Origin of the sequence: Corynebacterium epidermidicanis, assembly GCF_001021025.1 — a bacterium.
Taxonomy (GTDB): Bacteria; Actinomycetota; Actinomycetes; order Mycobacteriales; family Mycobacteriaceae; genus Corynebacterium; species Corynebacterium epidermidicanis.
This window is the reverse complement of the sequence record NZ_CP011541.1, coordinates 2,614,944-2,638,507: the sequence shown is the minus strand read 5'-3', so window position 1 is coordinate 2,638,507 and position 23,564 is coordinate 2,614,944. Positions and strand designations below refer to the sequence as shown.

Here is a 23,564-nt window from a genome sequence, read left to right as displayed (position 1 = left end):
GCCGTTGAAAAGTGAAGCCAGTACACTATTGACATGACAAATCCAGGCGAAAGCACCCCTCAGCATCGTTACGGCGCGCCGTTGGCCGCCGAGATCGAATCCAAGTGGCAAACCTATTGGACCGAGAACGGTACCTTTAACGCCCCAAACCCGGTCGGCGCCCTCGCGCCCGCCAGCACGGTGCCCGCCAGCACGGCGCCCGCCAGCACGGTGCCCGCCAGCACGGCGCCCGCCAGCACGGCACCCGCCAGCACGGCACCCACTCACCCTGCAGAACTCCCAAAGGACAAGCTCTTCGTCCAGGACATGTTCCCGTTCCCTTCCGGCGCCGGCCTGCACGTCGGCCACCCGCTGGGCTATATCGCTACGGATGTTTATGCGCGCTTTAACCGTATGCAGGGCAAGAACGTGCTGCATACGCTGGGTTATGATGCCTTCGGCTTGCCGGCGGAGCAGTACGCGATCCAGACGGGTACGCATCCGCGGGTTAAGACGCAGGAGTCCATCGATAATATGGAGCGTCAGCTGAATCGCTTGGGCTTGGGCCACGATAAGCGGCGTGCGATCGCTACTACGGACACCGATTATTACAAGTGGACGCAGTGGATTTTCCTGCAGATCTTTAATTCTTGGTTCGACCCCGACCAACAAAAGGCTCGTCCGATCGCAGACCTCAAGAATGAGCTCGAAGCTGGCACCAAAAAGACCAAGGACGGCCGGGATTTCAACACCCTCAGTAAGCAGGAAAAGGCTCAGGCTCTCGACGAGTTCCGCCTGGTTTACCGTTCTCATTCGATGGTGAATTGGTGCCCGGGCCTGGGCACGGTCCTGGCGAATGAGGAGGTCACCGCCGACGGCCGTTCCGAGCGCGGGAATTTCCCGGTTTTCCGCAAGCAGCTTTCGCAGTGGATGATGCGCATTACCGCTTACTCTGACCGCCTTATCGACGACCTGTCCCTCCTCGACTGGCCGGACAAAGTCAAGGCGATGCAGCGTAACTGGATTGGTCGTTCGCGTGGCGCCGAGGTCGATTTCGATGCGCAGGGCCACAAGATCACCGTCTTCACCACGCGCCCGGACACGTTGTTCGGCGCAACGTACATGGTTCTGGCGCCGGAGCATGAGCTGGTTGATCAGCTCACCGCCATTTCTTACCCGGAGGGCACCGACCCGCGCTGGACCAACGGTGAGGAATCCCCAGTGGCAGCTGTGGCCAAGTACCGGAAGCAGATCGCGGCGAAGTCGGATCTGGAGCGTCAGGAGAATAAGGAGAAGACTGGTGTCTTCCTCGGTTGCTATGCAACCAATCCGGTTAATGGTGCGCAGATTCCGGTTTTCATCGCGGACTATGTTTTGACCGGCTATGGCACCGGCGCGATTATGTCCGTTCCGGCGCACGACACTCGCGACTTTGAGTTCGCTCAACAGTTTGATCTCCCCATTATTGAGGTCGTTAAGGGTGGAGACATCGAGGTAGAGGCCTTTACAGAGTCCGGCGAAGCCGTCAACTCCGCTAACGACGACGGCCTGGATCTCAACGGCTTGAGCAAGGACGAAGCCAAGGCGAGGGCGATCCAGTGGCTCGTCGATAAGCAGTTGGGCCAGGAAAAGGTGCAGTACAAGCTGCGGGACTGGCTGTTTGCGCGCCAGCGCTACTGGGGTGAGCCGTTCCCGGTGGTGTATGACGAGGACGGTATCGCGCACGCGTTGCCGGAGAGCATGCTGCCGATCGAGCTGCCTGAGGTTGAGGACTACAAGCCGGTGTCTTTCGATCCGGAGGATGCGGATAGTGAGCCGCAGCCGCCTCTAGCCAAGGCGACCGACTGGGTCAATGTGGAGCTCGACCTCGGCGACGGGCCGAAGCGGTACACGCGCGACACGAATGTCATGCCGCAGTGGGCGGGTTCTTCCTGGTACCAGCTGCGCTACATCGATCCGTTGAACAATGAGAAGTTTTGCGACATCGAGAACGAACGCTATTGGACCGGCCCGCGTGACGAGCACGACGGCGGCGGCGTTGATCTCTATGTAGGCGGCGTCGAGCACGCTGTGCTGCACCTGCTGTACTCCCGCTTCTGGCACAAGGTCCTCTTTGACCTGGGCCACGTGACGTCCCGCGAGCCTTATCGACGCCTCTATAACCAGGGATACATTCAGGCCTACGCTTACACCGACGCGCGTGGCGTCTACGTACCAGCAGCCGAGGTGGAGGAAAAGGACGGAAAGTTCTTCTACCAGGGCGAAGAGGTCAAGCAGGAATACGGAAAGATGGGCAAGTCCCTGAAGAATTCCGTCTCGCCGGACGAGATGTGCGACGAGTACGGTGCCGACACCTTGCGCGTCTATGAGATGGCGATGGGCCCGCTGGACACGTCCCGGCCGTGGGCAACCAAGGATGTGATCGGCGCGCACCGCTTCCTGCAGCGCGTGTGGCGCCTGGTGGTGTCCGAAGAGACCGGTGAGTTGGTCGTTTCGGACGCCGAGCTCACCAAGGATGACCTCAAGGCGCTCCACCGCACCGTTGCGGGTGTTACCGAGGACTACCAGGAGCTGCGCTTGAACACGGTGGTCGCCAAGCTCATCGAGTACGTCAACTACTTGACCAAGACCTACAACGGTGGCGCGCCGCGCGCAGCGGTCACCCCACTCGTGCAGATGCTCGGCCCCGTGGCACCCCACATCGCGGAGGAACTCTGGTCCCGCTTGGGCCACGACAATTCCCTCACCTACGAATCCTTCCCCACCTTCGACGAGCAGTACCTGCGTGACGACGAAATCGAGCTGCCCGTCCAGGTCAATGGCAAGGTGCGCGGACGCATTGTTATTGCCCCCGACGCCAGCCAGGACGACGTGGTCGCCGCCGCTCTTACGGCCGTGGCATCGCATATCGACGGTCAGACGGTGGTCAAGCAGATCGTCGTCCCAGGACGCATGGTGAACCTCGTGGTGAAGTAACCCTTGTCACCTGCGTTTTGCACAGGGCAAAACAACAATATAAGGCGCTAGTGGAGACGAGCCGTACTCCCAGTAGCGCCTTATGTGTTTGTCTATCACGTGGACGGATTGACCTTTTAAGAAAAACGCTAAATCTGCATCTGGTGTGTTTCAAATTGGCAATTATTCATTCTGCCCGCCAAACAATGAGGTATGCACAAATAGGCCTTGAGTACAGCTGAGGATGAGGACGATGCTTTCCTAATGTTCGGAGGCTGGAAGAGAATACCGGTTTGAGAGGCAAGATGAAAACATTGATTTTCAGAATAAAAAGCTGAAATTTATATATTGTTCAGTGCGAGTCTGGCGGAACGATAAGTCTCCAGGCTTTCGTGACGTATTATCCGTCTTCTCTGATGATGTGCTTAGAGGACGGCTCCAATCATCTCATTATATTAACTGATGCTCTACTCTAGTTCGTGCGAGTTAATTCTTAACATTGAAAAATCTCGCAGTCTAAGGTGCGCAATTTGATGATTTGATATACCATCAGCGATGTCCCTATGTTCTTGAAAGTTTTCCACAGCCTCTCAGGAAATCCTTAACTAAGAACAGGAAATTTGGTAGAAGGAGCCCAATGAATAAAAAGACTACGAAAACCACTCGTAGCATCCCGCCTTCCTTGACCGCCATCCAAGGTGTATCGATTTTTGATCGATTCCGAAACAGCGCAGCCGCTATCGCTGTGTCCTCGGCCATGGTTGCGGGAGGAATCGTTGTTGCAACTGATCTGATAGGTGCAACACCGACAGCGATTGCTCAGACAGCTGAGGCGGTAGATAGTACGGGGGTTTGGGAGGGGTCCCGGACCGTAAGCGGCGTTGTTTTTCAGGACCGGAACGGCGTTCCGTCCAAAATGGGGCAAGAAGACCTGCCTATGGCTGGGGTCAAAGTGTACGCCCAGTGGATCGACTATAAGAACCGCGGCGGATCGGTCTCCCCGATTTACTCTACGACTACTGACGCAAGTGGCCGGTACAGCATTGTATTTCCTACGTGGACTGACTGGAATGGCGTAGCCCACGATTTTCAGGCTGGCGCTGGGCAGTTTGTCCGCGTCTGGACCGAGAATCCAGATCCGTCAAAGTACTCATTGGCTTTTTCGGAAAGTGACCGCGTCTTCAGTGGTGGCGCTCAACGCTATGTTGCAACGTGGAACTCGACCGCTGGTATCTACAAGATTGTCGATTTCAACTTCGCCTACCACGAGCGCAAGGTTGATCCATACCTTGAACTTCCACCGGCGGAGCAGCAAACTGACACCATTGGAGAAGCCGAAAAAATCGGTGGTTTGGTACGCGGAAAGATCTACTGGGACCAGGCAAACCTCTATGGTATTGGCGACGGGGTTCCTGCAATGCAATCTGGTCTCGGTGACCAGGTCGTTCCTGGAGTCAAAGTCGTTGCGTCTTACCTCAATGACGAACTGACCATCGCCCTAGACAACTGGAAGAAGCAGAACTCCGGTTACACAAGAGAACAGTTTAAGGCTGCGCAAAAGGACCTCATCGCTAAATGGGAGACCGCTAACCCTGGCAAGAGCGCTATCGCAGAAACCGTTACCGGCACAACCAACGTAAACGGCGACTACTTCCTGCACTTCAAGGGGATTTACGGTACGTCTGCTTCTAATCGCGGTTTGGTCTCTGTTGACAAGGCCGGAACGCTCGCGGGAAGTTGGTCAGAAGGCAGCTGGCTTGCTGGAAACCAGCAAACCAAGCACATTAATGCGGACTACATGTATGTCTACCCCGTAGTGGAAACTGCCGTGGAAGTACAGATGCGCGATTTCCAAGACAACATGTTCCAGAAAATAGATGAAAACGCCTCGCTTTCGACGATTGGTATTCAATGGACGGTTGAGAATGTGAACTTTGCTCTCCGCCAGGGCATGCCGATCCACCAGATCACGAACTTCGATACCACCCAGAATGCTGCGCATCCGGGCGATATCGCCCAGACCAAAACTGCAGGTCTTGTCCCGAATCAGCCTTACATTGTGGAATGGACGGACACGGATGGAAACGTAGTTGGCAAGTGTGAGGTCGTATCGGATGCACTGGGGACTATTCCATCTTGCCCATTCCCGGTGCCTACCGATCTCTCCAAGAATGAAACGTACACGTCCAGTGTAAAAGCTACTGATGGCCGAGTGATTTTGGCAGCTAGCTTCATCGCCACGGTTGATCCACTGCCTTACTACGCTCCTGCCACAGGTGTTGCTACCAACGAAGCTCCGCTCTTTGACAACCCTGCAACCAGTGACGTTGTTGAGAAGAATGCGGCGCCTGCCGGAGCAGTGTTTGCCCTTGGCGAGGGTGGCCCAGCTGGTGCTACCATTGATCCCGTTACCGGCGTGGTGACTCTCCCGGCAGTCCCAACAGAAATTGTCGAAGTTCCGGTAATCGTTACTTACGAGTCCAAAGCGAAAGAGAACACGGTTGCTGTCTTCAACCCAGTTGAGAAGAAGCAAACCGACAATGAGAACCCGAATTACCAGGACGGTAAAACGGCCGCCGGATCTCCGATAACAATCGATCAAACCGGAGATCTAGAGCTTCCTGCCGGCACAACGTTCACAATGGATCCTTCATACACCCCGCCAACAGGTTGGGATGTTAAGGTTGATCCGACAACTGGAGCTGTAACGGTAACCCCACCGGCACGCGCGCAAGTGGGAGACACTACAACTGTCCCAGTGATTGTCACTTACCCTGACAAGTCCGTGGACAACATCGATACCACCGTCGAAGTCGCACCTCCGGCGGATAATACGCTGAACGATCCAGGTTATGCCCCAACGCAGACCACCCCAGGCACCGAAGTCACCGTCCCACAGACCGGTGACAACACCATGCCAACGGGTACTACTTACGCAGTCGACCCAGCGTTCGTGATTCCAGCTGGCTGGACTGTTAACCTCAACCCAAACAACGGTGAACTCAAGATCACCCCACCAGCTACTGCGGCTGCAGGCACGTCCATCACGGTCCCGGTAATCGCTACCTACCCTGATAAGACCACGGATCTCGCTCAGGCCGTCGTCACCGTAACTGCTGCGGCTGACACCACCGCTCCGGTCATTTCCCCAATCACCGGTGTGACAGTTCCTGAGGACACGCCAATCACCGCCATCCCAGTGAAGGTCGATGACGCTGCCGCTACGGTGACGGTCACCGGTCTACCTGATGGCTTGACCTACAACCCGGACACCAAGCAGATCGAGGGCACCCCAGCCACGCCGGGTAACTACACCGTCGTCGTGACCGCAACGGACGCTGCTGGTAACCCAGCGCAGCCAGTGACCTTCCCAATCACGGTAACCGCAACGCCAGGCGACACCACCGCTCCAATCGTGACGCCAATCCCGGCAGTTACCGTGCCTGAGGACACGCCAATCACCGCCATCCCAGTGAAGGTCGATGACGCTGCCGCTACGGTGACGGTTATCGGTCTGCCTGACGGCCTGACCTACAACCCGGACACCAAGCAGATCGAGGGCACCCCAACCACGCCAGGTACCTACACCGTTGCAGTTCAGGCTGTCGACGCTGCAGGCAACCAATCTAAGGTTGAATTTGTTTCCATCACGGTCACCCCAACCCCAGTGGTTGCACCGACCCCGGTTGACACCGATGGAGATGGCCTGTCTGACGACGTCGAAAATGCAATCGGCACCGACCCTAAGAACCCAGACACCGACGGTGACGGCCTGACCGATGGCGAGGAGATCAAGTACGGCACCGATCCAAAGGATCCGGACACCGACGATGATGGCGTCGAGGACGGTCAGGAAGTCCTCGATGGCACTGACCCTAAGAACTCGGATACCGATGGCGATGGCCTGAACGATGGTCAGGAGAAGGATAAGGGCACCAACCCGCTGAACCCTGACACCGACGGTGACGGCCTGACCGATGGCCAGGAAGTCAACGACACCAAGACCGATCCTAAGAACCCAGACACCGACGGTGGCGGAGTCAAGGACGGCGCTGAAGTTGCCAACGGCACCAACCCAGTTGACAACCCAGGTGACGACATGCCAGTTACCCCAGTCGACACGGACTCCGACGGTGACGGCCTGACGGACAGCCAGGAAGAGACCTTGGGCACCGATCCGAACAACGCGGACACCGATGGTGACGGCGTCAAGGACGGTCAAGAGGTCATCGATGGCACCGACCCGAAGAATGCCGACACCGACGGTGACGGCCTGAACGACGGTGAAGAAAAGAACCTCGGCACCGATCCGAAGAACCCGGACACCGATGGTGACGGCCTGACCGACAGCACCGAAGTTAACGACACCAAGACTGACCCGAACAAGGCAGACACCGACGGTGACGGCTTGACCGACGGCGACGAAGTCAAGATCCACAACACCGACCCAACCAAGTCGGATACCGATGGCGGCGGAACTAACGACGGTGACGAAGTCCTCCAGGGCACCGATCCAGTCAAGACCCCAGCCGATGACATCATCACCCCGAAGCCAATCGACACCGATGGTGACGGCCTGACCGACACCGAAGAGGGCAACCTCGGCACCGACCCGAAGAACCCGGACACCGACGGTGACGGCCTCAACGATGGTGACGAAGTAAAGATCGGCACCGATCCGAACAAGGCGGACACCGACGGTGACGGCCTGAACGACGGCAAGGAAGTCAACGACACCAAGACCGATCCAAAGGATTCGGACACCGACGGTGACGGCGTCGAGGACGGCCAGGAAGTAACCAACGGCACTGATCCAAACAAGATCGACACCGACGGTGACGGCCTGACCGATGGACAAGAAGCAGGCCTCGGCACCGATCCGAAGAACCCGGACACCGACGGTGACGGTCTTAACGACGGTCGCGAAGTTGACCTCGGCACCGATCCGAAGGACGAGGACACCGACAACGGTGGCGTCAAGGACGGCGAAGAGGTCAACAACGGTACCAATCCTCTCGACGGCAAGGATGACAAGCCAGTCACTCCAGGCAACATCGACTACAACGATGTCACCATCCCAGCCGGTGGCAGTGGCATCGTCACCCACGTAGGCACGATCCCAGGTGGCAGCGAAGTCACCGTTGATGGCACCAAGCTTCCTACGGGCAGCGAAATCACCATCAACAAGGAGACTGGCGAGATCAAGATCGCGATCCCAGCAGGTGCAAAGCCAGGATCCTACGAAGTACCAGTGACCATCAAGGACAAGGACGGCAAGGTTATCCACACCGAAACCGTCAAGGTCACCGTCACGGACAAGAAGCCATCCGGCTCCTCCGAACTGCCTGATTGGGTACTCCCAGTAGTCATCGGCACCGGCGTTGTGGCAGCTATCATCGGCGGCGCGCAGCTGAGCTCCGACGGATCTTCCACCTCCTCCGGCACCGGCGCTCAGCCTGCCCCTGCTCCGGCCCCAGCTCCAGCAAAGCCAGCTGAGCAAGCACCACAGCAGCAGGCACCTCAGAAGGGCATGCCACAAGGTGCAAACCAGAAGGGCATCCCAGCTGACCAGGCTGGCCAGCCAGCAAAGGCACAGCCAAAGAAGGGTCTGCTCGCCAACACTGGTGTCGAAAGCCTCGCCACCATCCTCGGCTCCGGCGTGCTAGCAATGCTCCTCGGTGGCGCATTCCTCGCAATCCGTCGCCGCAAGGAAAACTAAGCACCAACCCTGGCCTCCTCAACCAGGAAGCCAGGCCAGCTAGCCCTCGCGGCTAGCTAACCCCAAAGGCACCCGCCTCGAACGATAAACGTCCGAAGCGGGTGCCTTTCCATTTGTCGCCACACACCAACACCGCGTCGCCAAGCCCAAGCCTCAACTACATTCGACAAACATGGACACCAACCCAACCCAAACCGCCTTCACAAAAGCCCGCCACGCCCAACAACACCGACCCACCACCCGCGAACTCAGCGACATCCTCCTGCGCTACCACGACCTCATCCTCACGCGCCAAACCGAACTGCTCGACACCATCCAGGCCGAAACCGGCAAAGCACGCGCCCACGCCTTCGACGAAGTCCTCGACGTCGCCATCACCGCACGCCACTACGCCAAAATCGCACCCAAAGCGCTCAAACAAACCAGCAAAAAAGGTGCGCTACCCGTCCTGACGAAGACGCGGGTACAGCGCGAACCCATCGGCGTCGTCGGCATCATCGCGCCATGGAACTACCCACTCTCCCTCGCGATCTCCGACGCGATCCCAGCGATCATGGCTGGCAACGCCGTCGTCCTCAAACCAGACACCCAAACTCCGCGTACCGCACAATTAGCAGCAGAAATCCTCTACCAGGCGGGGTTGCCGCGCGACCTGCTCCACGTCGTCCCTGGCAGCGGCAGCGACGTCGGGCAAGCCATCGCCCACACCTGCGACTACCTCATGTTCACCGGCTCCACCGCCACCGGTAGAAAACTCGGCGCGATCGCCGGCGAACGGCTCATCGGCTACTCCGCCGAGCTAGGAGGCAAAAACCCACTCATCATCGATGAAACCGCCGACCCGGAACAAGCCGCCCGCATCGCCGTCCAAGCCAGCTTCGCGAACTCCGGGCAACTTTGCATCTCCATCGAACGCATCTACGTGGCCGAAGCCCTCCGCGATGCCTTCCTCGACGCCTTCGTCCGACGCACGAAAGCACTGCGCGTGGGCATCGGCGGCTGGGACTACGACATGGGCAGCCTCATCAGCGCAGAACACGCGCACAAAGTCCACGAATATGTGCAAGACGCCGTCGCAAAAGGCGCACAGGTACTCACCGGCGGCACCCCGCCCGAGGGGAAGATCTACCAGCCCACCGTGCTTATCGACGTCCCCGATACCGCCCACCTCAAACGCGAAGAAGTCTTCGGACCCGTGGTCTTTGTGGAGGCAGTCGGGTCGGCGGCAGAGGCCGTCGAAAAGGCAAACGACACCGATTATGGCCTGAACGCGGCCGTCGTGGGGCGGCCGAAGCAGGCACAAGCAATTGCGCGCCAACTGCACGCCGGGACCGTCAACATCAACGAAGGTTTCGCGGCGGCGTGGGCCTCCGTGGATGCACCCATGGGCGGGTGGAAGGCTTCTGGTGTGGGGCGTCGGCATGGTGTTGAAGGGATCCTGAAGTTCACCGAGACGCGCACTGTTGCGGAGCAGCGTCTTCTCCCAATTGGTGGCCCGGAAAATCTCTCGCGGGAGAAATATGCCAAGGTCATGACGTCTACCCTCCGCCTAGGCAAGCGATTTCTCTAGGCTGGTTTCACGTGAAACATCGCAATGTAGTGGCGTTCGTCCTAGGCGTGTATAGCTGCCTATTGGCTGCTGTGACGCTCGGGAAATCGCACCTGGTCATTGCGGGTTTGTGGAACCCACAGGCGCATCACGTGCGACGCCTGGAGCTGATCCCGTTCGGCGACTTCTTCACCACCACTCCCTGGTGGGGTTCCGTCACGAATGCCATCGCAAACGTCGGCCTATTCATCCCGATGGGGATGTTGCTCGCGATGTGGTGGCCGGGGCGCGCTTTTCGACGCCGCGTCGTCCTCACTTGCTTGAACATCAGCTTGCTCATCGAGGTGCTTCAATACTTCTTCGCCCTCGGGTTTACCGATGTCGATGATGTCATCCTGAACACCTTCGGAGCTTGGATTGGCTGTGCGGCGCTGGACCGGTGGCAGCTGTCCAAACGTTGGGTCGTGCTAGCGACCTTTTTGATCTCGATGCTGTTGCTCAGCCTGTTAGGTTTCGGTTCGCGAGAAATGATCCTGGCTAAAACTTCTTGATATTAGCCAAGGTCACGGCGGTGAAATACACGTCGGCGGTCTCAAGGCACGGCTCCCGGTAGTTCTCATCATCTTTATAGACATTCATGCAGACCCGGGTCATATCGTCCCACAGGTCCAAGTTGCAGCCGGCAACCCCGAGGCCGAGCACGAGGCTGTCCTCCATGCACATGTCGTGGCGCGCGCACGCCCCACGGAAGTCCGCGTTCAGCCCCGGGGTAGTGAAGTAATTGGGCGCTGAGGTGCAGTAATCATGAAAGCCGGGATTGGGGTGAAGCTCGTCAATGTAGTAACCATACGGCACGTCAACTCCTCCGGTGGAAGATTCCCGTGGCACGTCAGCGTCGAAACCCTCCGCGAGTTTTACCACCCCACCCATCGAGTTCCTGGGTTCGAGGTGCAAGCTCATATCTTGATAGAGAACGAGCTGATAGTCAGTTGCCGCTCGGTCGGCGGCAAAAATCGTCGGGCCCAGAAACGGGGTGGAGCCCACTGTCACGAGTTCCTGTCCGTGTGGCGTGGTGGCCAGCACCGGGATGTGTAGGTCCGAACTCAAACCAACGTATCCCCCAACGCTGGAGAGTAGGTCATCGCTACTCAGAGCAGACGCCGGGGCCACCCACGCCGAGGACATAGCCAACGCAGCGCTTAGCGCCATCGCCAGCCTCCGAATACGTTTCACGCGTTTGAGCGTATCTTAGACTGAGCTTCAGCGCTGGGTTAACTCAGCAACCCACTTGTCGTATCCGCCCCGCAGGCTGTAGCGTTCCGCCCCGCCCACGCGACGCACCGCCTCCGCAGATCGCACGCCCGACTTGCAGGAAAACGTCACCGGACCTTCCGGAGCTTCCCACGAATCCAGCGTGTCCAGCGGCACGTTGATCGCGCCAGGGATGCTGCCAGCGGCGAATTCCTCCGGTGTGCGCACATCCACGAGCATCCCGATAGGCTCATCGACCACCGGCACGACCGCGCACACATTCTCCAGCGCTGCCAGTGAGGTCACCGGCGCGCGATCCGGATCGCGCGTAAATTCCAGGGTCCGGGTGGTGGCCTGGAGGGCGTCGATAAGCAGCAGGCGCCCGATCAGGGGCTGGCCGGCCCCGGTGAGCAGCTTGATGGCCTCGATCACCATGATCGAGCCGACCTGGCCAGCCAGCGCGCCCAACACCCCGCCGATCGCGCAGCTCGGCACGGAATCGGCATCGGGCAGGTCGGGGAAAAGATCGCGTAGCATCGGCCCGCGCGCGGGATCGAACACCGACACTTGCCCGCTGAACTGCATGATTGTGCCCCACACCAGTGGGGTGCCGGTGAGCTCGGCGGCATCGTTGGACAGGTAACGAGTCGCAAAATTATCCGCCCCGTCAATCACCAGGTCGTGCTCGCGAAACAGCTCTAGCGCATTGTCCGTGGTCAGCCGCTCCCCCACCGCCCGCACGCTTATCGACGAGTTCAGCTGCCCCAACGCCCGCCGCGCAGACTCGACTTTCAGCTCCCCTATGCTGGCCTCCGAGTGAATTGTTTGGCGCTGCAGGTTGGATAGCTCTACGATGTCGTCGTCTAGCACAGTGATGTGCCCGACTCCAGCGGCCGCCAGGTAATTCAGCACCGGAGAGCCTAAGCCACCAGCGCCGATGACTAGCACTTTTGCTTGGAGCAGTTTTTCTTGGCCGTCGACCCCGATGCCGGGCAGGGTGAGATGGCGGGCATAGCGGCCCAGCTGTTGACTATCCATCGATTAGCCCGTCAAAGCTCGAGCTGGCCTGCGCGAGCGTACGACGTGGAATCCGCCCGGCCTCCCGCGCAAGGTAACCGGCCTCCACTGCAAGCCTCATGGCCCGGGCCATCTGCACGGCGTTATGTGCTCGGGTCACCGCTGAGGCCAGGAGCACGCCATCGCAGCCCAATTCCATGGCGAGTGCCGCATCTGAAGCGGTGCCGATCCCGGCATCCAGGATGATCGGCACGCGGGCGCGCTCCACGATCAGCTCGATGTTGTGGGGGTTGAGGATCCCGAGCCCCGTGCCGATCGGAGCGCCGGCTGGCATGACGGCGACGCAACCCAGCTCCTCGAGACGGCGGGCCAACGCCGGATCGTCGGAGGTGTAGGCCAGGACTTCGAATCCGCGCGCTACCAGCTGATCGGCGGCATCGACCAGCTCGACGGCATCCGGCAACAGCGTATCCTCATCGGCGATCACCTCAAGCTTGATGAGGTTCGTCTCCAGGGCCTCGCGCGCCAGCTCCGCGGTGAGCACCGCCTCGCGGGCAGTGAAACAACCGGCAGTGTTGGGCAGAGCAGCGATGTTATTACGGCGCAACATCTCAAAGATGGAATTTCCGGTGGCGGGGTCGAAGCGCCGCATCGCTACCGTCGTCAGCTGGGTGCCGGATTCCACCAAGGCGGACTCCAGCGTGTCTAGGGACGTGGCGCCACCAGTGCCCATGATGAGGCGTGAGCTGCAACTAAACGTGCCGAACTGAAGCACAACTAACCTCCCTGAGCTGCAGTAACGATCTCAATCTCCCCGGCTGCCGGGGTGGCTTTCCACCGGCTGCGCGGCACTACAGCGCCATCAACAGCGACAGCAACTCCCTTATCGGTGCCGGTAACTTCCTGGACTAACTCTGCGATCGTCTGACCCGCTGGTGGGGTGTGTGGGTTGCCATTCAAGGTGGTCATTTCTTCTCCTTTTTGAAAAGTTGGAAGTAGGCAACGGCGCCTAGGAGTGCCAATCAGCTTCCGGAGCATCATCGGGAAGGGTGCTCCACATGCCCTTGTCGCGGTAGTCATAGTAGACAGCCATGAGACCTATTCCATTCCATATCGAAATACATCAACTGCCTCCGCAAAATCGGTCGGGAGGGGCTTTTCACAGACTACGTCAGCCGTGAGTTCCGCGCCGATCGCGGAAAGCAAAATGCCGTGCCGGAAGTAACCTGTGGACACGATCAGCCCCGGGGATACTTCTCCGATGAACGGGATGTCGTCGGGAGAGCCGGGGCGGGCGCGGGCGGTCATTTCCTCGATTTCACATTCCCAGATACCTGGCACGATGTGGTGTGCGTCGCGCAGCAGCTGGTGAACGCCTTCCGCGGACACACCCCACAGCGAATCTTCCCTCGAGGTAGCCCCGAGGACGATCTGGTTGTCTGAGCGTGGCACGACGTACACGGGCCGCCCACGAACTACGGCCCGGACCGTCCGGCTCACCAGGGGCATGGCATGCTTAGGCACCCGTAACCGCAGCACATCGCCGTGTACGGGGCGCAGCGGCAGGTCTACGAAGTCTGTGGCAGCGAGCCCGTTTGCTAGTACCACCTTGTCCGCTGTCACCACGGTGCCGTCGTCGAGGGTGATTGCACCTTGCTTTGCGTCCACTACCTTCGCGCGCACCACGCGGTCGTCGAGAATGCGCAGCAGGGCGGCGCAGAACTTGCGGGGGTCGACTTGGTGGTCGCCGGGGATGTGGACGGCGCCGACAACCCCGGGCCCAAGGCCTGGTTCCAGTGCGCGTGCTTCGCGAGCGCTGAGCAGGGTGACTTCGCCGATGGAGGACTGCAGCTCGATAAGTTCTCGCAGGTAGACACGGTCAGCGTTGTCGCCCGCGCACACGAGCGTTTCGGAGGGTAGGTAGCCAACGTCCATGCCGGATTCTTCGGCTACGGCGGCGGCGAAATCGGGGAAGAGCTCGCGGGAGCGACGCATTAGCGGGTAGAGGCCGGGTTGATCCCACACTACTTCCGAGACGGGCGCGAGCATCCCAGCTGCGGCGAAACTAGCTTGCGAGGCTGGGTCTGGGTCGAAGACCTGCACGTTGTATCCGCGTTTAAGCAGCACCCACGCGGTAGACAACCCAATTATTCCGCCCCCAACAATAGCGACGTCTAACACAACTCTCCCTCCGGCGGCATCACCCGCATCAGGTCAAACGGTCGGCATTATACGCTGCCCTCTCAGTCCCCTTAGCGCGCGAGGACTCCCACGGTTTCCTCCTACTATAGAACTTATGGATCGCACGCAACGCCTAAATGCCCTTCAGACTTCCCGTTTGTACCTCTGTACTGATGCCCGCACCGAGCAGGGTGATCTCCGCGAATTTCTGCATGCGTGCTTCGCGGGCGGGGTAGACATCATCCAGCTGCGCGACAAGAAGATCGAGGCCCGCGCAGAGATTAGCGCGCTTGAGGTGCTTGCCGAGGTCGCCGCCGAACATGGCTGCATGTTCGCGGTCAATGATCGCGCCGACATCGCCCGAATCGTCGGCGCCGACGTCTTCCATGTAGGCCAGGGCGACCTCTCCCCCACCCAAGCCAGGACGATCCTGGGCCCGGACGTAATCATGGGCCGGTCTAACAATTCGGTGGCGCAATTTACCGACTCCCTCGCTGACCCCGAGCTCGACTACGCAGTCATCGGCCCAGTCTGGCCCACCCCCACCAAGCCGGGGCGCCCGGCAGTGGGCCTCGACGTGGTGCGCGAGGTAGCCACGCTTATTGACGCCCACCCCGCCCCGAAACCGTGGTTCGCTATCGGTGGCATCTCCACCGAAACCGTGTCGGATGTGCTGGATGCCGGCGCCTCGCGCATCGTGGTGGTGCGTGCGCTGACGCACGCCACTGACCCTGAAGAAGTCGCTGGTTTGTTGCGGGAAAAGGTGGCTACTCACGGGAATTAGTTGAACATGAAAACCGACTAGTGTTCTATGAGCATTCCCACATTGACGCGAAAGGTGCCACAAGCAGATCGTAAGACTCGACTTGCGGCACGCCAACGAGCGAGACACCTGCATGTCTAAAGCCGGCCTGCTGGTCGGCCCCTTCATCGCAGTAGCCACCTTCACCGGCTTGGTCTACGCCTTCGCCCCAACCATTGAAGAGGTGGTGTACCACGATGCCTACACCGCCACGTCCAACCATCCCGCCCGACCCCTCGACGAACAAGTGCAGGCCGCTTGGAAAATGCACCCTGAGCTGCCCTTGAGTGGAGTGCAGCGCAGCGACGACCCAACCAAAACCACCCGCGTCCTCTTTCAGGATCCGTCGCTGCCCAGCTCCTCCTATCGGCAGGCGGTATTCGTCGATCCCGGCGACCTTGACATCAAAGGCGACATGACCCAATACGGCAGCTCGAACGCCTCCCCTCTGCGCGCCTGGCTATCCGAAGGACATAGACGCCTGTGGCTTGACGACGCCGGCCGCTGGTACTCCGAACTCGCAGCCTCGTGGTTGGGTGCGATCGCGGTGGCTGGCCTACTCCTTACGCTGCGCTCACGCCCGTCGAAACGCCGAGGTGCGGTGTGGCATCGCAGGCTTGGCTTGTGGTTGATCCCCGGAATGCTCTTCCTCACGTTCACCGGGCTGACCTGGTCCGGCATCGCGGGTGAAAATATCGGCGAGCTGCGCAAACAACTCCAATGGACGGCACCGACCACCGCGGCTTCACCTGTACCGGCCGGTGTCGTGATGGATGTCCAGGGCGTCATGGATGCCGCGCGTGCGGACGGCCCCACCGGCCTCATCGAAGCGAAACCCGGAGCTCAACCGACTGACTCCTGGGTTGTCCAGGAGGCGCGCGCTCCCTATCGTCTCGACCTAGACAAGGTTACGATCAACCCCGTCACCGAGCGCGTGGAGGAGCGAGTCCCATTTTCCGACTGGCCTCTGCCCGCCAAGATCACCGAATGGCTGATCAACCTTCACATGGGATTCCTGTTCGGCATCTGGTCCGAACTGGCCCTTGGACTCCTGGCCGCCGGCATCCTAATGGTGGTTACGCTGGGTTACTACCTATGGTTCAAGGCGATTCGCGCCGGGCGTAGCTGGGTGCCCGCGCGCGGGGCACTGAGCTGGTGGGGCGTGCTAATCTTGCTGGCTTATAGCATGCTCGCGCCGCTCTTTGGCGGGAGCCTGTTGTTATTTTTTGCCGTTGAGCTGCTGCTAAGCTGGAGAGGTCGATTGTCCCGTCAACGAAAGGCTTAATTCTCATGAACCGCCGCGCTCGTTTCGCTTCCGCTGTTCTCGTCACTGTCGCCCTGGGGCTGACCGGATGCGCGAACACGCAAAAAGACTCCACGACGAAGGTTGACACTGCGACCAAGGCGCCGTCGGTAAGCCATGAGGGCCACAACCACGGTGCAGATGGCGGGGCGGCCCCAGCGGGCATGACGAAGGCAGCATCGCCTAAGTTCACGACCGGGCAGCATGTCACGTTGCAGGCTGACCACATGCCAGGCATGCAAGGTGCGGACGCCACCATCGTCGCAGCGTACGACACGCACACCTACTCCGTGACGTACACGCCGACCACCGGCGGCGCGCAGGTCAACGACCACAAGTGGGTGGTGCAGGAGGAACTGCTCAACCAGTCTCAGCCAGCAAAGCCTGGTGATCAGGTGACCCTCAACGCTGACCACATGACGGGTATGAAAGGCGCCGTTGCGACAGTCGATAGCGTGGTCACCGAGCCTGTCTACATGGTGGACGTGACCTCCGGCGAGATGCCGATGAAGAACCACAAATGGGTCACCGAATCTGAAATCAAGGCAAAGTAGGAACTTTCGTACCGACTTCCCCTCGCCGTCTTGCCGGCACCTCAGCGAAGTGAAAACCTTTTACTAGGAACCACATTCACTGAGGACTTGAGGAGAAGTCTATGCTCGTTTCACTTTCCCGACGTCTCACCGGTGCTGTAGCGGCCTGCTAGCGAGGGGAAACGACGATGAATCGCAACCCTGATTTCGTTACGGCCGCGCTGCTGTGCACGATTGCCACAGCAATTGGCATCGTAGGTGCTACTGCAATTTCGGCAATTTTGGAGACTGTGGTGTGGCCACTGTGGCTGTTGCCAGCGTTGACCGCGATCATGGCATTGGTGTTTTCGCACCGCGCAAAGCAGGACAGGTAGCCTACCTAGTTTTGGGTGCTTTCCTGGCCTTTGCGGTTGTTCAACATTTGCGAAAGTGAGCAAGTTGGGTTTAGTAAAGAAAAGTGTGTCTCTGTTGCGTGATTTCCGCAGTGTTGTGGGCCTGAAGCCAGTATTTGTTGTTGTCTGGGTGCCGTAGCCCGCTCGATGTCGTCCCTTCGGTGTAGTCGGACTACCGCTGTGGGATTTTATTCATTAAAAAACGCTGTTCTACGTAGTCTGACTACGCCGAAGCGACGACATAGCACTTGTGCAGCAAACCTGCACGGCCGGTGACACACACCGACCGGACACACTTTTGTTTACTTAACCCAGCAAATTCGAAGGCGTTCGGTGTGCAAAGCAAAACCCCAGTTCACGATGAACTGGGGTTTTGCGTTCTGCTGGTTTACTTGAACATGTCTAGCTTGCCGAACTTCTCGGCCAGCAAGTAGTAGACGGCGAGGCGGCTGTTCTTGGAGCCGTCCTTCATCTTTGCGCCGATTTCCTTGATAGCTTCGTCGAGCTCAGCGTCAGACTGGGTGAGGCCCAGCTTCTTCTGCAGGAAGTTCTTGCGGACGGTCTCGAGTTCAGCGGCGTCCGAGAAAGAGACGTATGCGGCGTCAGCGTTGGAGAGGGTGAGGCGGTAGGTCTTCAGCATGCCCTCGAGAACAGCTTCGTCGGCCTTAGGTGCGTACTTCTTTACGTCTGCGATCCAGTCTTTCGACATGTGGACTCCTTAGAAAATCTCGTTGATGAATAACTTCAACTCCAGCCTACTTGCTGTTTTGATCGGAACCCATCACGATTTGGCCTCATCTACCGGAGTTATTCCCAGCTAGCCTCTGGTGAGGGCGTTTCCGCAGGTCAGCTCGAGCGTTCCTATGAAAAGAAAAGTCACACACTGTGCGTAATAGCTGGAGGTGGCACACCAGAGCGTCGCTTAGGCCCCCAGGTAGGCCCACACCGCGTCGCAGCTGTGGGCGGCGGCGAGGGAAGCGTCGATGTGGAAGTCCTGGCCGGCCTTGGGGCCGCAGAGGTCCGAGACAGCGCGTAAGGAAATCCAATCCACGCCCTCGGTATAGCAGACTTGTGCCATGCCGGTGGTCTCCATATCGGTGGCGATCGCGTCGGGGAACCGGGCGCGGATTGGTTCCACGTTGTCTGCGGTGACGAAGGCGTCTGCGGAGACTACTCGGCCGAAGCGCGCGGGGTGCCCGAGGTCGAGTTTCTGCAGTTCAGCGATCGCAATTTCGGATGGATTGTAGGACACGGGCATGCCGGGAAGTTGGCCGGGTTCGTAGCCGAAGGCGGTGGCATCCGCCATGGAGTAGATGGTATTGGTGGCCACGGCGATGTCGCCGACTTCCACGTTGACGTGGAGCCCGCCGGTGGTGCCGGCAGCGATGACGATGTCCGGCTCGCACATCATGAGTGCGCGGGCGGTGCCGGCGGAGCCGTTGCTCAGTCCGATGCCGGTGATGGCCACCACGTAGTCCTCGTAGAAATAAAATTCCTGCTCAGCGATGTTTTCCACGCGGGGTGCGGTGCCGAGGGCAGCGAGAAATGGGGCAGCTTCGAGGGGCATCGCGCACTGGATGAGCGCGCGTACTTTGGGACGGATCATGCCATGACCTGCTGCCACTCGTCTTTGACGGAGAGGAAGTCGCGGGCGGCCGATTGGGCGTCGATAAGCGAGTGGTTCGCGCCCCACCCACACTGGACCTCATTGGCGGCGGGCACTTCGGTGGCGGCGAGGATGTCGTTCAGGGTGGCTTCGAGAATGCGCAGGAAGTCAGGCATTTCCAGGCCGAGAGTGAGCGCGTAGAAGCCGGTTTGGCAGCCCATTGGGGAGAAGTCGATGAGCTTATCGGTGTGGTTGCGCATGAGCTCGGCGGTGAGGTGCTCGAGCGAATGGATCGCCGGCATGTCGAGATGGCTCACATTCGGCTGGGCGAAGCGGACGTCGTACTTGATGAGGACGTCGCCTCCCGGCAGTTCCTTCCGATCGGCAACGCGCACGTAAGGCGCCGCCACCTTAGTGTGGTCGAGGTTGAATGACTCTACGTTCATGCGATCTGTCATGGCTGCCAGTCTAGCGGGGCTTATCGACGGGCACTCGGGTCGGCTTAACTATGTTTTGGGCGAGTTTTTAGGAATAGGCCTTGTTGGCGAGTGGTCTTATTTGTAAAAATGCCGGGTTTTTATAAATACGAAATGTGCTACTGGGGTACTCCGCCATGGGGTTGCACTTATATCTGAAACATTCTAGGGTTGTGAATAAGATCATAACGATCGAAACCTTGGAAGGAGGCTTGGTCATGCCCATGCAAATAGAAGAGCGGGTTAACTTGTCTGCTCAAGATGCAAAGCTGATTGCGAATTTTCGCCGACAGCTTGGTGAAAGCGGTCCGACTGTCACTGCTTCTGACGGGCGGAATGCACCGGATCTTGTAACCCAGGTTATTGGCAAAGTCCTCGATGCTGTGGCTGCTGGCCGGCCTATCAGTATTTCGCGGATGCCAGAACGCATCACTACTACCACTGCGGCGACAATGCTTGGCGTTTCACGGCCTACGGTAATGAAGTACATCAAGCAAGGGAAACTTTCTTCGACCATGGTTGGAACGCATCACCGGCTCGATTCGAACGAGGTCCTTGAGTTTTTGGAGCAACGTAAGGACGAGATGCGTCGATCGGTGTTTGAAGTGATGGATCTCGAGTCCTAACTCGTTGATAAATTCCGGTTAGGATGACTTTATGTCCTACGTTCCGGTGTCAAATTCTGTGCTTCCAGATGCGAATGTCTGGTTTTCAACAACTTTGCACTCATGGCTCGGCTTGCTCGCTGCTGAAACATTGGGCACGTGGACATTTCACTGGACCGAAGACATCATTGCAGAGGCCATGTACAACAAGCGGAAGGAATATCCGCATACATCCAGCCATCAGATCGAAGCGATAAGGGATCGACTGCTAAATACTCCAAGCACTCGGATTTCGGGGTTTGAGATTGATCGATCAGTGAATTATCCCGATCGATTCGATGCACATGTACATAGTGCGGCTCTGCATGGACGGGTGCAAATTATCGTTACTGATGACAGGAAAGGATTTGTCGGACTCTATCCAGATCCTGACAAATGTCCCTATGAGGTCTATACCGCCGATGAATTCTTGATGTTGGTTGGGGATAGTGCTCCAGAAGCAATTGATGAGGTTATCAAGCAGCAGTTTTTCTATTTTTCAAACAAGAAGATATCGTTCAACCTCGCCAGCCGACTTCAGGATGCAGGGTGTCCCGAGTTTGCTGAGTATGTTCGAAAGCGGCTTCAAGAACTGCCATTGACTTAGTGGTTAACGAGGATGTTCACATATGGGCAATTTTTCGCAACTAATCATTAGATTATAATGCTCCAAATTCGCTATTAGTTTGAATATGGAAATTTTGCGCGTTAGCAACGGGAATGCGACTTGTCCTGACTGCGGAAAACTTACCGAGGTATCGGAACAGCTGGGGCGGCTAGGAATCCATTTTCTTCAAAGAGGTGGAGTCTGCCCTGCAGTCCATCGCAAATTTGAGCTCGAGCAGGTGAAAACTCGACGAACTCGGAGTCAAAGTTCGACCAAGGACAAACATGAGGCCGCAGCTCGCCGTTTTGAGCGACGTCAGCAGCGATTCGCGAGACGTACCGAAGAGAGCCGTCATTGGCGAGACGAATATGCCATTGCCTGCGAAGACTCCTGGGGAAATGACAACCTGGGACAAGAAGGCGGTCAAAGGTCGGTGCGGGCGTACTCGGGTGGCAGGTCGGAAAGTAATCGACAGCGTTTCTAGGTAAACCCCGTTAAGGCCCCTTAACGACACATTGCAAACGCAGTCGCTGGATCCGCGTTACTCTGAATGTCGAAAGTTGATCAGGTTAGCAATCCGCTGAATTGGTCACGCGAATCTAGAGAGGAGTACGCGATGCCTGGCACTCATTTGACGATCACGATGCAACGCATCGCTGATCTGGCTCATGTGCAACGACCTGCTGTGAGTCAATGGCGGACTCGCTATCCGGCCACTCATGCGACGCCTTTCCCAGAACCGCTTTTCCGTGAAGATCGACCCGTGTTTGATGTGCTCGAGGTGGCACGATGGCTGGTCGACACCGGGCACGGCAAGAATATCGAGGCTGTTGAAGATGCTCCTTTCTATAGCGAGTTGTTTGTCGAGGCTCAGTCAGATTCCAAGGTGTGGGCCGCACTACTTGCCCATTCTCGCACCGGCGAGGAAGTGACCACTGAGCAGGTCCGGGACCAGCTTTTTGCTGATCCATTTGTGCCGGAAGAGGTATTTGCGGGCAACACGGACGGTGCCGTTGAAACTGCAAACCGGCTCGCAGAGGCCGCCTATACCGCGGAGAATGTACTTGATCATTTAGTTCGAAGCATTCAGTCGAACGAATCTCTTCAAAGTGAACCAGAAGAGTTTGTCGCCGCCATTCTCAGTGAGGTTATCAAGACGCATCAAAGTGCCGAGGTCGTTGCGTGGGGACCTGGTTCTGATGGGCTCGTCGCGCTCGCGACGACCTCTCACTCCGACAAGACGACCATCTATTTCACTGATCCTGGCAAACCGGCCTATTGCGCTGCGGCACATGGTCACACAGTTGAGGGGATAACCGATGAATTCTCCCCTTCTGCGTTGATCTACGCCCAGTGGATCTCGGCCAAGCGGGAGGATGCGCAGGAGTTTTTCGAACAGCTGGAGAATGTGCTCCTCGGTTTGGATCACACTGGGGTTGCGCTTGTTGTGGCACCTGCTGAGCTGCTGATCCATGAAGAGGATCCGCAGATCGTCATTATGCGCAAGAATTTACTGTTCGGCTCGGGTGAGCACTTCAACACCCAATTGCGCTATAGCGCACTGCTTCCGCATGGGTGGTCGTTAAGACTTGGGCGGCGCCAACTGGCACTGTGGGCGTTGCGACTTCCGCGTCGCGATACCAAGGAGCAAGGAGCTGTTGTTTTAGCTGATCACACGGGACTCCAGTTGGGATCGAGTGAATCCCACAAGGTGATTGCTGATGTGTTGGCTGCTCTGAATACCGAGGTTCCGGTACAACTGCATCCATACCTTCGCGCAAAAGTTGTCCCGGAAAATTTGGTGCGCCAGCGTGATACCCTTCGGCCTGCTCTTACTCCAACGAGCACTGACGTGCCGGTCGCTTCGATTGCAGATCTACGTCGGCAAGCCATGGAGATTGGCATCGCAGAATTCCCGTTTAAGCAGGATGTAAATCCCTATGAAATGCGCAAACGAAGCGTGATTCCCTGGGAAAAAGCGAGCAAGGGCAATGACAAGATTGTCAGGGTGCTGTCGGGGTCCAAGCTTGAACCGGTGGACACGACGAATCCAGACGGCACGATCGTAGTCGTTGGTGCCAATGAGCTTCTCGGGATAGGTGAAATTGGAGAGCGCAAAACTCAACTTTTCGAACTGAGCTTTAAGCTCACCAGCTACCACCTTACTGAGCCTGGCGATGTCATCGTACTCACGACAACCAAGGTGAAGGCATTGGTGGATTTCGAGGGCGGAAAGGTCGTTGAAGCTCCAGCATTCATCATCAGGTGCAAGAAAACTCGAGGTCGCAGCAAGGATTTATTGCCAATCGTTGCAGTGCCGGAATTGCTTGTTGAAGAGATTAATCGGGCTGGGGTGAAGGATAAACATCTGTGGCTCGTTCCGGTTCTGCCACGCGATCAAGCAGATGCTTTCGCTGAGATGACGAGAGAAATCAATCGCCGAAAAGCGCAAATGGAACAGCAACTTCGAGACCTCAACAGCTTCCACAATGAACTAGGGGAAGCAATGCTCACTGGAACAATCCGGGGCGCACCTGGCTAAAACCAAGT

At 58.1% G+C, this 23,564-nt stretch carries 19 protein-coding genes; 11 read left to right on the top strand and 8 right to left on the bottom strand.

Annotated elements, in window-relative coordinates; all coding sequences use genetic code 11:
- Positions 1 to 33: 33 nt before the first annotated feature.
- The 4 genes from leuS to CEPID_RS12055 all read left to right on the top strand — a co-directional run bounded on the left by leuS (position 34) and on the right by CEPID_RS12055 (position 10,753).
- Entirely contained in the window at positions 34 to 2,955 is a 2,922-nt protein-coding gene (gene leuS, locus CEPID_RS12070; RefSeq protein WP_047241166.1) for a leucine--tRNA ligase, read from the top strand.
- 616 nt (positions 2,956 to 3,571) lie between these two features.
- A complete protein-coding gene (locus CEPID_RS12600) occupies positions 3,572 to 8,653 on the top strand; it encodes a Rib/alpha-like domain-containing protein (protein ID WP_052843589.1) in 5,082 nt (1,693 codons plus the stop codon).
- Between the two features lie 172 nt (positions 8,654 to 8,825).
- Positions 8,826 to 10,223, top strand: a complete 1,398-nt coding sequence (locus tag CEPID_RS12060; protein WP_047241165.1) for a succinic semialdehyde dehydrogenase — start codon at positions 8,826 to 8,828, stop codon at positions 10,221 to 10,223.
- Between the two features lie 11 nt (positions 10,224 to 10,234).
- Positions 10,235 to 10,753 carry a VanZ family protein gene (locus tag CEPID_RS12055; RefSeq protein ID WP_052843587.1) on the top strand — a complete coding sequence of 173 codons (519 nt, stop codon included), beginning with the start codon at positions 10,235 to 10,237 and terminating at the stop codon, positions 10,751 to 10,753.
- Here CEPID_RS12055 and CEPID_RS12050 read toward each other — a convergent pair.
- The 5 genes from CEPID_RS12050 to thiO all read right to left on the bottom strand — a co-directional run bounded on the left by CEPID_RS12050 (position 10,740) and on the right by thiO (position 14,651).
- On the bottom strand, positions 10,740 to 11,435 hold the full coding sequence (locus CEPID_RS12050) for a hypothetical protein (RefSeq protein WP_047241164.1): 696 nt from the start codon (positions 11,433 to 11,435) through the stop codon (positions 10,740 to 10,742). The genes CEPID_RS12055 and CEPID_RS12050 overlap by 14 nt on opposite strands.
- A 27-nt stretch (positions 11,436 to 11,462) precedes the next feature.
- Positions 11,463 to 12,491 (bottom strand): molybdopterin-synthase adenylyltransferase MoeB, encoded by a 1,029-nt coding sequence (gene moeB, locus CEPID_RS12045; protein ID WP_047241163.1) that lies wholly within the window; start codon positions 12,489 to 12,491, stop codon positions 11,463 to 11,465.
- Positions 12,484 to 13,203, bottom strand: a complete 720-nt coding sequence (locus CEPID_RS12040) for a thiazole synthase (protein WP_083984538.1) — start codon at positions 13,201 to 13,203, stop codon at positions 12,484 to 12,486. Before CEPID_RS12040 ends, moeB begins: the two co-directional genes overlap by 8 nt.
- A gap of 44 nt (positions 13,204 to 13,247) precedes the next feature.
- Positions 13,248 to 13,439, bottom strand: a complete 192-nt coding sequence (gene thiS / locus CEPID_RS12035) for a sulfur carrier protein ThiS (protein WP_047241161.1) — start codon at positions 13,437 to 13,439, stop codon at positions 13,248 to 13,250.
- 129 nt (positions 13,440 to 13,568) lie between these two features.
- Positions 13,569 to 14,651, bottom strand: coding sequence for a glycine oxidase ThiO (gene thiO / locus CEPID_RS12030; protein ID WP_047241160.1), 1,083 nt, complete (start codon positions 14,649 to 14,651; stop codon positions 13,569 to 13,571).
- A 115-nt stretch (positions 14,652 to 14,766) separates the two neighbouring features.
- Here thiO and thiE point away from each other — a divergent pair, with 115 nt between their 5' ends.
- The 4 genes from thiE to CEPID_RS12010 all read left to right on the top strand — a co-directional run bounded on the left by thiE (position 14,767) and on the right by CEPID_RS12010 (position 17,663).
- Complete coding sequence (gene thiE / locus CEPID_RS12025; RefSeq protein ID WP_047241159.1) at positions 14,767 to 15,435, top strand: thiamine phosphate synthase; 669 nt, start codon at positions 14,767 to 14,769, stop codon at positions 15,433 to 15,435.
- 112 nt (positions 15,436 to 15,547) lie between these two features.
- Positions 15,548 to 16,738, top strand: a complete 1,191-nt coding sequence (locus CEPID_RS12020; RefSeq protein ID WP_083984537.1) for a PepSY-associated TM helix domain-containing protein — start codon at positions 15,548 to 15,550, stop codon at positions 16,736 to 16,738.
- 5 nt (positions 16,739 to 16,743) lie between these two features.
- Positions 16,744 to 17,310: a YdhK family protein gene (locus tag CEPID_RS12015; protein WP_047241158.1), complete on the top strand. Its 567-nt coding sequence runs from the start codon at positions 16,744 to 16,746 to the stop codon at positions 17,308 to 17,310.
- Positions 17,311 to 17,477: 167 nt separating this feature from the next.
- Positions 17,478 to 17,663: a hypothetical protein gene (locus CEPID_RS12010; protein ID WP_047241157.1), complete on the top strand. Its 186-nt coding sequence runs from the start codon at positions 17,478 to 17,480 to the stop codon at positions 17,661 to 17,663.
- A 406-nt stretch (positions 17,664 to 18,069) separates the two neighbouring features.
- Here CEPID_RS12010 and CEPID_RS12005 read toward each other — a convergent pair whose 3' ends face one another.
- From CEPID_RS12005 to CEPID_RS11995, 3 genes are all read right to left on the bottom strand, one after another.
- Positions 18,070 to 18,390: a DUF2853 family protein gene (locus CEPID_RS12005; protein ID WP_047241156.1), complete on the bottom strand. Its 321-nt coding sequence runs from the start codon at positions 18,388 to 18,390 to the stop codon at positions 18,070 to 18,072.
- 213 nt (positions 18,391 to 18,603) lie between these two features.
- Complete coding sequence (gene mtnN, locus CEPID_RS12000; RefSeq protein ID WP_047241155.1) at positions 18,604 to 19,287, bottom strand: 5'-methylthioadenosine/S-adenosylhomocysteine nucleosidase; 684 nt, start codon at positions 19,285 to 19,287, stop codon at positions 18,604 to 18,606.
- Positions 19,284 to 19,745: an S-ribosylhomocysteine lyase gene (locus tag CEPID_RS11995; RefSeq protein ID WP_047241154.1), complete on the bottom strand. Its 462-nt coding sequence runs from the start codon at positions 19,743 to 19,745 to the stop codon at positions 19,284 to 19,286. Before CEPID_RS11995 ends, mtnN begins: the two co-directional genes overlap by 4 nt.
- A gap of 191 nt (positions 19,746 to 19,936) precedes the next feature.
- Between CEPID_RS11995 and CEPID_RS11990 the strand changes: the two genes are divergently transcribed.
- From CEPID_RS11990 to CEPID_RS11975, 3 genes are all read left to right on the top strand, one after another.
- Positions 19,937 to 20,389: a helix-turn-helix domain-containing protein gene (locus CEPID_RS11990; protein ID WP_236684249.1), complete on the top strand. Its 453-nt coding sequence runs from the start codon at positions 19,937 to 19,939 to the stop codon at positions 20,387 to 20,389.
- 31 nt (positions 20,390 to 20,420) lie between these two features.
- Positions 20,421 to 21,014 carry a PIN domain-containing protein gene (locus CEPID_RS11985; protein WP_047241152.1) on the top strand — a complete coding sequence of 198 codons (594 nt, stop codon included), beginning with the start codon at positions 20,421 to 20,423 and terminating at the stop codon, positions 21,012 to 21,014.
- Positions 21,015 to 21,630: 616 nt separating this feature from the next.
- On the top strand, positions 21,631 to 23,556 hold the full coding sequence (locus CEPID_RS11975; RefSeq protein ID WP_047241150.1) for a hypothetical protein: 1,926 nt from the start codon (positions 21,631 to 21,633) through the stop codon (positions 23,554 to 23,556).
- The last annotated feature ends 8 nt before the right edge of the window (positions 23,557 to 23,564 follow it).